This is a genomic window from Marilutibacter maris, from assembly GCF_006546735.2.
GTDB lineage: Bacteria > Pseudomonadota > Gammaproteobacteria > Xanthomonadales > Xanthomonadaceae > Marilutibacter > Marilutibacter maris.
The window spans coordinates 25,722-39,274 of sequence record NZ_VICD02000053.1 but is presented as its reverse complement, the minus strand read 5'-3'; the positions used below and the strand labels follow the sequence as shown (position 1 = coordinate 39,274).

12 protein-coding genes are annotated in these 13,553 nt (G+C 69.6%); 7 read left to right on the top strand and 5 right to left on the bottom strand.

What is annotated here, in order from left to right:
- Positions 1-276 precede the first annotated feature (276 nt).
- Positions 277-627, top strand: a complete 351-nt coding sequence (locus tag FKV24_RS04005; RefSeq protein ID WP_141481420.1) for a GFA family protein — start codon at positions 277-279, stop codon at positions 625-627.
- An 873-nt stretch (positions 628-1,500) separates the two neighbouring features.
- On the opposite strand, the gene FKV24_RS04000 is transcribed toward FKV24_RS04005, so the two are convergent.
- Positions 1,501-1,848, bottom strand: a complete 348-nt coding sequence (locus tag FKV24_RS04000) for a helix-turn-helix domain-containing protein (RefSeq protein ID WP_170288203.1) — start codon at positions 1,846-1,848, stop codon at positions 1,501-1,503.
- A gap of 508 nt (positions 1,849-2,356) precedes the next feature.
- Between FKV24_RS04000 and FKV24_RS03995 the strand changes: the two genes are divergently transcribed.
- Positions 2,357-3,196 carry a hypothetical protein gene (locus FKV24_RS03995; RefSeq protein WP_141481416.1) on the top strand — a complete coding sequence of 280 codons (840 nt, stop codon included), beginning with the start codon at positions 2,357-2,359 and terminating at the stop codon, positions 3,194-3,196.
- Positions 3,197-3,320: 124 nt separating this feature from the next.
- On the opposite strand, the gene FKV24_RS03990 is transcribed toward FKV24_RS03995, so the two are convergent.
- Positions 3,321-4,505: a class I SAM-dependent rRNA methyltransferase gene (locus FKV24_RS03990; protein WP_141481415.1), complete on the bottom strand. Its 1,185-nt coding sequence runs from the start codon at positions 4,503-4,505 to the stop codon at positions 3,321-3,323.
- 310 nt (positions 4,506-4,815) lie between these two features.
- Between FKV24_RS03990 and FKV24_RS03985 the strand changes: the two genes are divergently transcribed.
- The 5 genes from FKV24_RS03985 (at position 4,816) to FKV24_RS03965 (ending at position 10,450) form a co-directional block, all read left to right on the top strand.
- Positions 4,816-5,772: a TerC family protein gene (locus FKV24_RS03985; protein ID WP_141481413.1), complete on the top strand. Its 957-nt coding sequence runs from the start codon at positions 4,816-4,818 to the stop codon at positions 5,770-5,772.
- A 131-nt stretch (positions 5,773-5,903) separates the two neighbouring features.
- Positions 5,904-8,228, top strand: a complete 2,325-nt coding sequence (locus tag FKV24_RS03980; RefSeq protein ID WP_141481412.1) for a glycogen debranching protein — start codon at positions 5,904-5,906, stop codon at positions 8,226-8,228.
- 102 nt (positions 8,229-8,330) lie between these two features.
- Entirely contained in the window at positions 8,331-9,104 is a 774-nt protein-coding gene (locus tag FKV24_RS03975) for a rhomboid family intramembrane serine protease (RefSeq protein ID WP_111264961.1), read from the top strand.
- 151 nt (positions 9,105-9,255) lie between these two features.
- Entirely contained in the window at positions 9,256-9,795 is a 540-nt protein-coding gene (locus FKV24_RS03970) for a porin family protein (RefSeq protein ID WP_111264960.1), read from the top strand.
- A gap of 148 nt (positions 9,796-9,943) precedes the next feature.
- Positions 9,944-10,450 (top strand): cytochrome c oxidase assembly factor Coa1 family protein, encoded by a 507-nt coding sequence (locus FKV24_RS03965; RefSeq protein ID WP_170288202.1) that lies wholly within the window; start codon positions 9,944-9,946, stop codon positions 10,448-10,450.
- Positions 10,451-10,488: 38 nt separating this feature from the next.
- Here the strand turns inward: FKV24_RS03965 and FKV24_RS03960 are convergent, their stop codons facing one another.
- From FKV24_RS03960 to FKV24_RS03950, 3 genes are read right to left on the bottom strand one after another with little or no spacing between them, the layout of a single operon-like run.
- Positions 10,489-11,247: a methyltransferase domain-containing protein gene (locus tag FKV24_RS03960; protein WP_141481409.1), complete on the bottom strand. Its 759-nt coding sequence runs from the start codon at positions 11,245-11,247 to the stop codon at positions 10,489-10,491.
- Positions 11,248-11,303: 56 nt separating this feature from the next.
- On the bottom strand, positions 11,304-12,767 hold the full coding sequence (locus FKV24_RS03955; protein ID WP_141481426.1) for an ABC transporter permease/substrate-binding protein: 1,464 nt from the start codon (positions 12,765-12,767) through the stop codon (positions 11,304-11,306).
- 29 nt (positions 12,768-12,796) lie between these two features.
- Positions 12,797-13,534: an ATP-binding cassette domain-containing protein gene (locus FKV24_RS03950; RefSeq protein WP_141481407.1), complete on the bottom strand. Its 738-nt coding sequence runs from the start codon at positions 13,532-13,534 to the stop codon at positions 12,797-12,799.
- Positions 13,535-13,553: the final 19 nt, after the last annotated feature.

The following is a 13,553-nucleotide window of genomic DNA, read 5'->3' as shown; positions in this document are numbered from 1 at the left end:
CGCCGCGCAGCTCCTCGCGCTGGCGCGCCTGCTCCGGCTCCGGGGCCGCATCCGGGCGCCGGCGCACCGTCCGCCACACGACCACCAGCAGGACGCCCACCGCCGCGACCGCGGCCAGCAGGATCAGGACAAGTACTTGGATATCGGGCATGCCACCAGTCTATCCGGCCAGCGTCTCGACCACTGAGACCGGCGCCTGCGAGAACCTCAGGTGTACTCGCCGGCGCAACCGCGTATCGTCGGCTCCCATCGTCATTCAACCCGGAAGGAGATCCGATGAGCACGTACAAGGGTAGCTGCCACTGCGGCAAGGTCGCCTACGAGGTCGACGGCGAGATCGACAGCGGCCTGGCCTGCAACTGCTCGGTCTGCCAGCGCAAGGGCGCACTGCTGTGGTTCGTGCCGCGCGCGGCGCTGCGGATCGACCGCGGCGAGGACGCGCTGACCACCTACACCTTCAACAAGCACGTGATCCGCCACCAGTTCTGCGCGACCTGCGGCATGCATCCCTTCGGCCAGGGCGTCGGCCCCGACGGCAACGAGATGGCGGCGATCAACCTGCGCTGCCTGGAAGACATCGACCTGGCCGCGATCCCGGTGCACCCCTTCGACGGCCGCGCGATGTAGCGAAACCTCCGCAGGAGCGGTGCCGGCGATCGGGCATCGCGGCCCAGACCGAGGACCGGCCCGCTCTTCGTAGGAGCGGCGTAAGCCGCGATGGGGCTTTACCCATGAACGTCCGGTCGCGGCTTACGCCGCTCCTACGAACAGCCGAGATGCGGTACAGCATGGCCCCAGCCCCCCTGAGTGAGGGGGGCGATTCGCGCATAGCGCGAGATGGGGGTGTGGCAGCGCAACGGTGGGGCCCAAGGTTTGCGTAGCAAATCTTGGGAGATATCCGCGCGCAGCCGGATATCGTTCCCCCCTGAGTCAGGGGGCGATTCGCACGCAGCGCGAATGGGGGTGTGGCAGCGCAACGGTGGGGCCCAAGGTTTGCGCAGCAAATCTTGGGAGATATCCGAGCGCAGCCGGATATCGTTCCCCCCTGAGTCAGGGGGCGATTCGCGCATAGCGCGAATGGGGGTCTGGCAGCGCAACGGCGGGGCCCAAGGTTTGCGCAGCAAACTTTGGGGATTCCCGGGCGCAGCCCGGGGATCGCGGCTTACGCCGCTCCTACGAACAGCCCAGATGCGGTACAGCATGGCCCCAGCCCCCTGAATCAGGGGGCGATTCGCATCGCAGATGCGAATGGGGGTCTGGAAGCGCAACGGCAGGGCCCAAGGTTTACGAAGCAAACTTTGGGGATTCCCGGGCGCAGCCCGGGGATCGCGGCTTACGCCGCTCCTACGAAATGCCGTACAGCATGGCCCCAGCCCCCTGAGTCAGGGGGCGATTCGCATCGCAGATGCGAATGGGGGTGTGGCAGCGCAACGGCGGGGCCCGAGGTTTGCGCAGCAAATCTTGGGAGATATCCGGGCGCAGCCGGATATCGTTCCCCCCTCAGCCGCCGAGGAAGGCGATCAGGCCCTTGCGGCGGGCCGGTTTCAGCGCGCGGAAGCGGGTCAGCAGGGCGACTTCCTCGGCATTGCGCGCGACCCCGGCCTGGTAGGTATCGCCGGGTTCGCCGACGCGGGCGCTGCCGACGCCGTCGATCAGGTAGTCCAGGGTCATGCCGTGTTCGGCCACCAGTCGGCGGATTTCGGCGAGGTTCTCCAGTCGGGGCTGGGCGCGTCCGCTCTCCCATTTGGAGATGGTCGCCTTGGAGACATTCAGTTCGAAGCCGATCTGCTCCTGCGACCAGCCGCGGGCATCCCGAAAACGTTTGAAACGGGCGCCGAAATGCTCCATGGCCGGCATTCTCGGCCGATCGCGGACCCCTGTCGTTTCCCCTTGTTGACACTTATCGTTTCCTTATGGAAACTGTAGCGGGCGCCGTGCAAGACGCGCCCGTAAACAGCCGGAAACGCATACGCGGCGGACACCGCAGGTCAACATGACCCCGAATTCAGACCAATTTGATGGTCGGCGCAACAGCCGGCCGGCACACGCCTGGGCGCACGGCGTCACCAGGTGCGCAAACGTCACCCCGCCCGGTCCGCCAGAGGCCGGCCGGCCCCATCGAATCAATGCGCAGGTCCGGCGTCAGCGCGCGGACCTGCGCCACAGCGCTGCGCACGGCGGCTGACCGCGATCCGATTCGCGGCAGCGGCCTGTGCAGAAACTTCCGGAAGGCTGCCGGAGACCTTCCGGGTCCGGGGCAACGGCCCCGTGGCGTCCCGTGCCGATGCGCGCGGCCGTTGCGGTCCGATGCCGTCATCAAGCTAGAAAAGGACGCTATACGGCCATGAACACTCCAATGATTTCAGCACGACTTTTCAAGGCACTTGCCTTCGCCGGTATCACCCTGGTCTCCACCTCCGCCGCGGCCAGCGGCGTGGTCACCTGCAACAACTGCAGCTCGGTCGGGCAGGCGGCCAAGCAGGGCGGCGACGGTCTGGTGATCGTCACCGACTTCAGCAACAAGCGGATCTGGGGCTTCAGGAACGAGTACGACCGCGAGACCGGTCAGTTCTACCCGCGCCCGGTCAGCATTCCCGCCTCGATCGTCGACAGCCACACCAAGACGATGTCGATGACCGACCCGGCCAAGGCCCAGGTCGCGATCCGCCAGAACGATCCGGGCAGCAATTCGTTCCCGTTCCCGCCCGGCTTCGAGGGCTGGAACGCCCACCACATCGCCACCGACGCCAACATGCGCGGGCAGTTCGCGCGTGCGCTGGCGGCCCACTACACCGGCGCGACCACCGGCTCCAACACCTGGAACAACCTGACGGTGTCGCTCAAGTCGCTGGCGCTGGGCTGGCTGGGGACGATGGGGCGCTTCGACTTCGTGACCATCACCGTCTACTGGTCCGACGGCAGCAAGACGGTGATGCGGATCGACAAGGACGACGTCACCACGGCCGACTACGTGCCCGGCGAGAGCTACGACGGCGACGGCAACAAGATCCCCGACTCCAGCGCGACCGGCAGCGGCGGCGGCGACTATGTCGGCAACTACCAGTTCGGCAGCCAGGACGCCTTGAACGACTGGCTGTACGCGGCCGGCCAGTACGGGATCCCGATCAGCGGCAGCCGCAGCAGCCGGATGAGCTGCAACTGGGACGGCCGCACCCTCTCCTGCCACTACTACTGAGCCGCGGCCACCGTTGAGCACCGGCGGTACCGGCGCTGCCGCCCCTACCGGCAGGGTCGCGCCGTCGGTGCCGTTCTGCCGCGGTGGTGGCGCTCGGGGCCGGCGGTCCCGAAGCCGTCAGGCCCTAGTCCACCACCCGGCAGAACACCGCCTTGAGGTAGCGCGATTCCTGCACGTGGGCCAGGAACGGGTGATCGGGGCCGGCGCCGGCGACCTTCAGCACCTGCACGGTGCGGCCGGCGTAGAACGCGGCCCGTCGCAGCATGTCGAGGAACTGTTCCTCGCTGACCAGGCCGGTGCAGGAAAAAGTCGCGAACAGGCCGCCGGGACGGACCACGCCCAGCGCGAGCTTGTTCATGTCCAGGTATTTCTTCAGCGCCGGGATCACCTGGTCGCGGTCGCGGGTCATCTTGGCCGGGTCGAGCACGACCACGTCGAAGCGCTCGCCGTTGTTGGCCGCATCGCGCAGCCACGGGAAGATGTCGGCCTGCACGAAGCGCGGGCGCACGCCGCTTTCGAAGGGAGCGTTGAGCTTGGCGTTGCCCTTGGCGATCTCGATCACCTCGGCATCGATGTCGACGCCGACCACCTCGGCCGCGCCGCGCGCCGCCGCGTACACCGCGAAACCGCCGGTGTTGCAGCACAGGTCCAGCACCCGCTGGCCGGCGACCCGGTGCGACAGCCATTCGCGATTCTCGCGCTGGTCGGCGAAGAAGCCGGTCTTGTGCGCGCCGGCCGGATCGGCTCGGAAGCGGATGCCGTGCTCGGTGATGATCGCCGGCTCGGTGCCCTGGGTGTCGCGGTAGTCGAAGCTTTCCTGCTTCTGCACGTGCTCGTCGGCGAAGCTGTGGAAGCGGCAGCCGGGGAACTGCGCGCGCAGCGCTTCGAAGATCTCGCTGCGGTGGCGCCAGGCGCCGGCACTGAAGAAGCCGACCACCAGCAGGTCGTCGTAGCGGTCCACGACCAGGCCTGAGATGCCGTCGCCCTCGCTGTGGAACACGCGCCAGGCGTTGCTGACCGCGTCCAGTTGCAGGGTCTGGCGGCGCAACGCGACCGCGTCGGCGAGCTTGCGCGCGAACCAGTCGGCGTCGACCGCCACCGCCGGATTGGTTTCCAGGATCCGCACCGCGATCCGCGAATGGCCGTTGTAGAAGCCGCGGCCGATCCATTCGCCGTCGACGCCGACCACGTCGACGATGGAACCGGGCTTGGGCCGCTGCGCGGGTTTCTCGACCAGGCGCTGGAAGATCCACGGATGGTTGGACTTCCAGGCGTTCTTGAGCCGGACGGTGGGGAGCGTCGTATTCATCGACCTATTGTAGCGGCCCGTCGTGGCGGTCCGCGGCCATCCGGCCGCGTCGCACGCATTGACGCCGACCGACGACGACCGCAGAATCGCCGCTTCGAGAAGGGGAGTAGCTCCCGACTCTGGAGGTCGTCAATTCGAGCCGGCTGGACCCCGCGTCCAAGCCCGCTCCGGCCCCGGGGGCGGTCCGCCAGGACCGTGAGCGAGACCTTCGCCGCAAGGCGGAGGTCTGTCCGGAAATCCCCTCCGGAGCGCAACCAGACCGGCCCGAGCCTTGCGGTTCGGGTTTTTTCGTTCTGGAGACGCTTCGACAATGCAGACGATCGGCAGCCCCCTGTTGTGGGGCATGTTCGCGGTACTGGTGATAGTGGCGCTGAAGGTCGACCTGGTGCTGATGCGCCACGGCGGACCGCACAAGGTGAGCGTGCGCGAGGCGGCCTGGTGGAGCATGGGCTGGGTGGTGCTGGCGTTGCTGTTCAACGCCGGGCTGTGGGCCTACCTGCACGCGACCGCGGGCGCCGAGGTCGCCGGCCGGGTCGGCCTGGAGTTCCTGACCGGCTACCTGGTCGAGAAGTCGCTGGCGGTCGACAACATCTTCGTCTTCCTGACCCTGTTCACCTACTTCGCGGTGCCGGAGGAGCAGCGCCAGCGCGCGCTGGTGATCGGCGTGCTCGGCGCGATCGTGCTGCGCGCGATCATGATCTTCATCGGCGCGGCGCTGCTGGCGCGCTTCCACTGGATGCTCTACGTGTTCGGCATCTTCCTGCTGGTCACCGGCATCAAGATGTGGATCGCCGCCGGGCAGGAACCGGACCTGGCGCGCAACCCGGTGCTGCGCTGGATGCGCGGCCACCTGCCGTTGATCCAGCGCTACCAGGGCAACGCGCTGACCGTGGTCAGGCAGGGGCGGCGCTTCTACACGCCGCTGTTCGTGGTGATCGTGATGATCGCGATCACCGACGTGATCTTCGCGGTCGACAGCATTCCGGCGATCTTCGCGATCACCGCCGATCCGTTCATCGTGCTGACCTCGAACGTGTTCGCGGTGCTGGGGCTGCGCGCGATGTTCTTCCTGCTCGCCGGCATGGCCGACCGCTTCCACCTGCTGCCCTACGGGCTGGCGCTGGTGCTGGCCTTCATCGGCACCAAGATGCTGATCGTCGACGTGTTCAAGATCCCGGTGCTGGTCTCGCTGGGCGTGGTCGCGGCGATCCTGGCCGCGACGATGCTGCTGAGCCTGGCGCTGCCGCCGCGCGAGGACGCCGACTGACGCGAGTCGTCGCGGTGACCGGGTCTGGGCAACGCCGCGCCTGAATACGTTTGCAGGCGGCCGTTGTGCACCTGCACCCGATGCGATAGTCGGCCGCACACGCAAGAAGCGGACATCCGCGGGAGGGAACCATGCTCGATCGCAGGCGCGGCCGGAGCCGCAAGCTTCGTACCCTGGGCCTGGCCGGCGCGCTGTGCCTGGCCTGGCTGCCGACCCACGCGGCGATCGACGCCCACGCGCTGGGCGCGCGCCCTGTCGACGCCGGCGACAGCGTCCGCTTCCGGGTCCGCTCGGCCCATGCCAGCCGGATCGAGGCCTGGATCTACGCCAGCCCCGACAGCGGCGCCGAGGCGCTGCGGCTGAACCTGGTCCGCGATCCGGCCACCGGCATCTGGTCGGCCACGGTGCCGGTCGCGACCCTGCAGGCGCAGGGCGTGACCGGTCCGGTCTACTACGGCTATCGCGCCTGGGGCCCGAACTGGCCGCACGATGCCGCCTGGTCGCCGGGCAACAGCGCCGGCTTCGTCGCCGACGTCGATGCCGCCGGCCACCGCTTCAATCCCAACAAGTTGCTGATCGACCCGTACGCGCGCGAGATCAGCCACGATCCGATCGGCCCCGGCTGCAGCGACGGCACCGTCTACGCCAGCGGCGCCGCCCATCGCCACAAGGACAGCGCCGCCTGCGCGCCCAAGGGCATCGTGCTGGCCGAGGAGGCCGGCTCGACCGGCAGCAAGCCGACCCGCGCCTTCCGCGACGAGGTGATCTACGAGGTCCACCTGCGCGGGCTGACCATGAACGACACCGCGCTGCCGGCGTCGATCCGCGGCACCTACGCCGGCGCCGCGCAGAAGGCCGCCTACCTGGCCGGGCTCGGCGTCACCGCGGTCGAGTTCCTGCCGCTGCAGGAGACCCAGAACGACCAGAACGATCTCGATCCCGACTCGACCGAGGGCGACAACTACTGGGGCTACATGACCCTGAACTGGTTCGCGCCGGACCGTCGCTACGCCTCGGACCAGTCTGTCGGCGGCCCGACCCGCGAGTTCAAGGCGATGGTCAAGGCCTTCCACGACGCCGGCATCAAGGTCTACGTCGACGTGGTCTACAACCACACCGGCGAGGGCGGGCCGTGGGGCGGCAGCGACGGGGTCAGCGTCTACAACCTGCTGTCCTGGCGCGGTCTGGACAACCGCAGCTATTACTCGCTCAGCGCCGACCACCAGTACCCGTGGGACAACACCGGGGTCGGCGGCAACTACAACACCCGCAATCCGATCGCCCAGGACCTGATCGTCGATTCGCTGGCCTACTGGCGCGACACCCTGGGCGTGGACGGCTTCCGCTTCGACCTGGCCTCGGTGCTGGGCAACCGCTGCGAGCACGGCTGCTTCGACTTCGACCGCGACGACGCCGGCACCGCGCTCAACCGCATCGCCGCCGAGTTGCCGGCGCGCCCGGCCAACGGCGGTGCCGGCATCGACCTGATCGCCGAGCCGTGGGCGATCGGCGGCAACAGCTACCAGGTCGGCGGCTTCCCGTCGGCGTGGGCGGAGTGGAACGGCGACTACCGCGACCGCATCCGCAAGAAGCAGAACAAGCTGGGGCTGGAGACGGTCACCACCGGCGCGCTGGCGACCCGCTTCGCCGGCTCGTCCGACCTCTACCAGGACGACGGCCGACGGCCCTGGCACTCGGTCAACTTCCTCGCCGCCCACGACGGCTTCACCCTCAACGACCTCTACGCCTACAACAGCAAGCTCAACAACCAGCCCTGGCCCTACGGCCCCTCCGACGGCGGCGAGGACCACAACAACAGCTGGGACCAGGGCGGCGCCGCGGCCGCGCAGCGCCAGGCCGCGCGCACCGGCATGGCCCTGCTGCTGCTCAGCGCCGGGGTGCCGATGTTCACCGGCGGCGACGAGGCGCTGCGTACCCAGTTCGGCAACAACAACCCCTACAACCTCGATTCGCCGGCCAACTGGCTGTACTGGACCCGCGACAGCCACGAGGCGAACCAGGAAACCTTCACCCGGCGGATGCTCGGCTTCCGCGCCGCGCATCCGGCGCTGCGTCCGGCGCAGTTCTATTCCGGCGGCGACAACAACGGCAACGTGATGGAGCAGCTGCGCTGGTTCCGTCCCGACGGTCAGCAGGCCGATGCCGGCTACTTCGGCGACAGCGGCAACCACGCGATCGCCTGGCGCATCGACGGCAGCGAGTTCGGCGACCCGGCCAGTGCGATCTATGTCGCCTACAACGGTTGGTCGGGGCCGGTGGACTTCACCCTGCCCTGGCCCGGCGCCGGCAAGAGCTGGTACCGGGTCACCGACACCGCGGCCTGGAACGAGGGCGCCGACGCGGTGCGCCTGCCCGGCGCCGAGGACCCGATCGGCGGCGAGTGGACGGTGTACGGCCTGCACGGGCGCTCGCTGCTGGTGCTGATCGCGCGCTGAGCGGACGGCCGCGCGACCGTCCCGTCCGCGAAACACAGCCGCCCGCACGGCCGGGACGGGCGCCGGCTTGCAATCGGCGCCGGCGGCTGCCATGTGTGTTTCATGCACCTGCCGACCGACGCCGAGATCCCCGACAGCCAGGCCCAGCGCCAGGCCGACAAGCGCCGCTGGCTGCGCGCGTTCAACCTCAGCCTCGCCTTCATCGGCGTGCTGACCGCGGTGTTCCTGGCACAGCCGGGCTTCGATGTCGGTCGCTGGACGGTGAACCCGGGCGAATGGAGCGGCCTGCTCGGAGTGCTGACCGCGCCGCTGCTGCACGGCTCGTTCGAGCATCTGGCGGCGAACGCGATCGCCCTGCTGATGCTCGGCACCCTCGCCGGCGGCATGTATCCGAAGGCGACCGCGCGGGCGCTGCCGCTGATCTGGATCGGCTCCGGCCTGGGCGCCTGGCTGCTCGGCCATCCCGGCAGCCACCACCTCGGCGCCAGCGGCCTGACCCACGGGCTGATGTTCATGGTGTTCCTGCTCGGCCTGCTGCGCCGCGACCGTCCGGCGGTGGCGGCGTCGATGGCCGCGTTCCTGTTCTACGGCGGCATGCTGCTGACGGTGCTGCCGCGCGAGCCGGGGGTGTCGTGGCAGGCGCACCTGGGCGGTGCGCTGGGCGGAGTGGTCGCGGCCTGGCTGTTCAGCCGGCTCGACCCGCAGCCGCCGCGCAAGCGCTACAGCTGGGAGGACGAGGAAGAGCTGGACGCCACCGCCGAGGCCGACCGCAACGAGCTGGAGCCGCAGTCGCCGCGCGACGTGCCGGTGATCTGGCAGCGCCGGGACGACGAGGAAACCGGCACCGTGCTGCCGTTCCGCCGCCGCGATCACTGATCCGGCGCCGACCCGCGCCCGCGTTCGCGAAGTCGCCGTGACCGCCGTCGCGGAATGCCTGTCATGGCCGCTGAGTTGACTCGGGCCGGTGGCTTGGGCATGGTGCCGGCGGCCCAATGACGGGCGGACACCGAATCAAGGATCATCCCAGATGAACAAGACCCTGGCCCTTTCGATCGCCCTGGCCCTGGGCGGCTTCTCCACCACCGCGATGGCCGCCAACGGCGCGGGCATGTTCGTGCGTGGCGAAGTCGGCAACAGCGACATCGAAGTCGACGGCGCGGACGGCAGCGACACCGCCTTCAGCCTGCGCGGTGGCTACTACTTCAACAGCACGATCGCGATCGAGGGCTTCTACAGCAATCTCGGCGAGGACTCCGACAGCACCGGGTCGGCCGAGATCGACGGCTTCGGCCTGGGCGTGACCGGCAAGCGCAACTTCACCGACCCGCACCACGGCTTCTACATCTCCGGCCGCGCTGGCGTGATCCGCACCACCACCGACGTCTCGGTCACCGGGTTCGGCCGCGCCGAGGACTCCTCGACCGATCCGTACTTCGGCGTCGGTGTCGGCTACGACTTCAGCCCGACCTTCGGCCTGGGCCTGAACTACGACTTCATCAAGGCCAAGCCCTTCGATGCGGACGTCGACGTGCGCACCTTCACCCTGGGCATCGAAGCGCGTTTCTGACCCGCGATTCGAACCCTGCTTCCACGGCCGCCTCCGGGCGGCCGTTTTGTTTGCGCGCGACACCGGCCACACCGACTTGAACCGTGCGACCGCGGCCGACAGACTGGAACGCGATCGCGGACGGTATCGGGCAGGGGGCCCAACAGACATGACACAGCACGAGGCGGCCGGCGCCATCGGTCAACGCAACTGGTGGCAGCGCAACTGGAAATGGGCGGTGCCGGTCATCGGCCTGTCCTTGCTGGGGCTGATGGCGGCGGCGATCTTCGGCCTGCTGTCGCTGGTCTCGGGCATGATGCGCTCGTCCGAACCCTACCGGCACGCGCTGGCCGAGGCGCGTGCCTCGGCCGAGGTGGTGGCGGCGCTGGGCGAGCCGATCGAGGCCGGCTTCATGCCCAGCGGCAACATCAACATCAACAACGACGCCGGCGAGGCCGACCTGTCGATCGGGGTGGAAGGCCCCGACGGCGAGGCCACCGTCTATGTCGAGGCGACCCGCAAGCGCAAGCGCTGGAGCTACCAGACCCTGGTGGTCGCGCTGCCCGACCGCGAGATCGACCTGCTCGCCAATGCCGCGAGCGCCGACGGCGCCGAAGACGGGGACGACACCGACGTCCGCAAGTCAGGCGCGGCCAAGCCCCTGGATACCGACTGACGCCACGCCGCGGCCCGCTCGACGCGGGCCGTGCGCGATCACGCCACCAGCGGCGCCAGCTTGCGGCCGATCACCGCGCAGTAGTACAGCGGATTGCCCTCGATCGAGATGCGGTGGCGGTAGCGTTCCAGGTGGTACAGCTGCAGGAACTCGCCCGCGATCAGGCGTTTGATGAACACCGCGAAGCCGCTGTCGTCGGACTCGCCGAGGAAGGTCTCCTTGATGTTGAAGGCGATCCAGCCGCCGTCGCCGACCAGGTTGAAGGCCTCGCGGAACGCCGCGGCGGGAATGTCGTGGTATCCCAGCGCCGCGACCGTGGTCAGGCAGGTGAAGTGCCAGCGTCGCAGCGCCTCGCGCAGGCTTGGGGCGTCGCCGGTAATGTCGGCGGCGTAATAGGCGTCGTACAGCCCGGGACGGTCGCGGTGCAGCGCCGATTCCGCGGCCGCGGAGATGTCGAGCCCGACCAGGCGCGACACGCCGTGGTGGGCCAGCGCCTCGCCCATCATCCCGTTGCCGGCGCCGAAATCGAACACCCGCTGGCGGTTGAGGTCGTCGCCGGCGGCGGCGAGCACCTCTTCCAGCCGCTGCGCCAGGAATCGCGGCGAATCGCACTTGAGCCGCTCGTAGAAGATCTGCTCGTACAGGCCCGGCACCGCGTAGATGGCGTCGTAGTCGTGGAAGCGGATCCGCCGGCTGCCGCCGTCGGCGTCGTCGAGCATGAAATACACGTCGCTCTCCAGCTTGCGGCTGAAGTCCACGTCCGGCAGCCGGATGCGATGACGCTGGATCGGGGGCATGACGGTGTCCTCTGGATCGGGAAGGGGTGCCGCCGGGCGGAACCGCCCCGGCCGCGTCAACGGCGCGGCGCCAGACGCAGGCCGCGCGGGGTCAGCGCGCGCTCGACCAGCTCGAACAGACCCTGCACCGCCAGCGCAAGCGCCGCCGCCGGCACCGCGCCCTCCAGGATCAGGCCGATGTCGTCGAGGCGGATGCCGGTCAGGATGGGCTGGCCGTAGCCGCCGGCGCCGATCAGTGCGCCGAGCGTGGCGGTACCGACGTTGATCACCGCCGCGGTCTTGATGCCGGCCAGGATGGTGCGCAGCGCCAGTGGCAGTTCGACCCGCCACAGCCGCGTGCGCGGGGGCAGGCCGAGCGCGGCGGCAGTTTCGCGCAACTCGCGTGGAATCCCGGTGATGCCGGCGTGGGTGTTGCGCACGATCGGCAACAGGCTGTACAGGAACAGCGCCGCGATCGCCGGACCGGCGCCGATCCCGAACAACGGGATCATGAACACGAACACCGCCAGCGACGGCAGGGTCTGCAGCAACCCGGTCAGCGACAGCACCAGCTGTCCGAGCCGGCGCCGGCGCGCGGCCAGCACGCCCAGCGGCAACGCCACCAGCAGCGCCAGTGCCAGCGACACCCCGACCAGGCCGAGGTGCTCGACGGTGCGGCGTGCGATCCGTGCCGTGCGACCGCCGGCCTGCGGCGCCTCGACCCCGAGCCAGTCGGCGGCGACCGCGGCCTCGCTCTCGCGGCCGAGCTTGACCCGCGCATTGAGCCGCCGCATCGCGGTCGCGTCGATGCGCCCGGCCATCGCCTCCAGGGTCGCGCTCCAGTCCGGCGCGCGCGCGTCCAGGTCGGCGCGGTACAGGAACACCGCGCGATAGGCGGGGAAGAAGCGGCGGTCGTCCGCGAGCACGGCCAGGTCGTAGTAGTCGATCTCCGCGTCGGTGCTGTAGAGGTCGATGACGTCGATCGCGCCGCTTTGCAGCCCGCGGTAGGCCAGGTCGTGATCGAGGCCATTGGCGCGCTGCGGCAGCCCGTAGGCCGCGCTCAGGCCCGGCCAGCCGTCGGCGCGCTGCATGAACTCGTTGCTCAGGCCGATCTTCAGCCCCGGATGCGCGGCCAGGTCGGAGATCGAATCGATCCCCAGCGCCAGCGCGCGATCGGCGCGCATGCCCAGCGCATAGGTGTTGTCGAAGCCCAGCGGCCCGGTCATCGCCAGTCCGCGTTCGGCCAGCGCCGCGCGCAGTGCATCGTCGCTGGCGCCGGGCATCTGCAGCAGCTCCTGGGCCAGCGTCCCGGTGTACTCGGGATAGGCGTCGATGCTGCCGTTCTCCAGCGCGCGCCAGAGGATGCGGGTGCCGCCGAGCTGGCGCCGGTGCTCGATGTCGCGGCCCTGGGCGCGGCCGGCACGGGCGCCGATCTCGGCCAGGATCACCGATTCGGTGAAGTTCTTGCTGCCGATGCGCAGCGGCTCGGCGGCGGTGGCCGTGGTCGCCACCGCGAGCACGAGCGTGAGCACGACAGCCATCGCCGCCAGGACCATCCGGCCGAGGCGACTCACAGGCACTCCTCCAGGCTGCGCTGGGCGTGCAGGAACTCGCGCACGAACGGCGTGGCCGGGGCATCGTGCAGATCGCGCGCGCTGCCCTGCTGGACGATGCGCCCGCGCCGCAGCAGCACCAGGGTGTCGGCCAGATACGCGGCCTCGGCGACATCGTGGGTGACCATCACCACGGTCTTGTGCAGGGTCGCGAACAGTTCGCGCATCTGCGCCTGCAGCTCGTGGCGGATGATCGGGTCCAGCGCGCCCAGCGGCTCGTCCAGCAGCAGCACCGGCGGGTCCAGCATCAGCGCGCGCACCAGGCCGACCCGCTGGCGCTGGCCGCCGGACAGCTCGGCCGGATAACGCCGCAGCGCGTCGGCCGGCAACCGGCACAGCCGCGCCAGCTCGTCCAGACGCGCCTCGATGCGCGCGCGCGGCCAGCCCAGGGTGCGCGCCAGCAGGGCGGCGTTGTCGGCCGCGCTCATGTGCGGGAACAGCCCGCCCTCCTGGATCACGTAGCCGATCCGGCGCCGCTGCTCGGGCAGGCGCGCGCGCTGCAACGGTTCGCCGTCGAAGCGCACCTCGCCGGCATCCGGCCATTCCAGCCCGATCAGCATCCGCAGCACGGTCGACTTGCCGGCGCCGCTGGGACCGATCAGGGCGGTGGTGGCGCCACTGACGATCGACAGGTCGACGCCGTCGAGCGCGGTGGTCGCTGCGTAGCGCTTGCGGACGCCGGCCAGTTCGAACATCGGTGCAGCTTAACGCAGT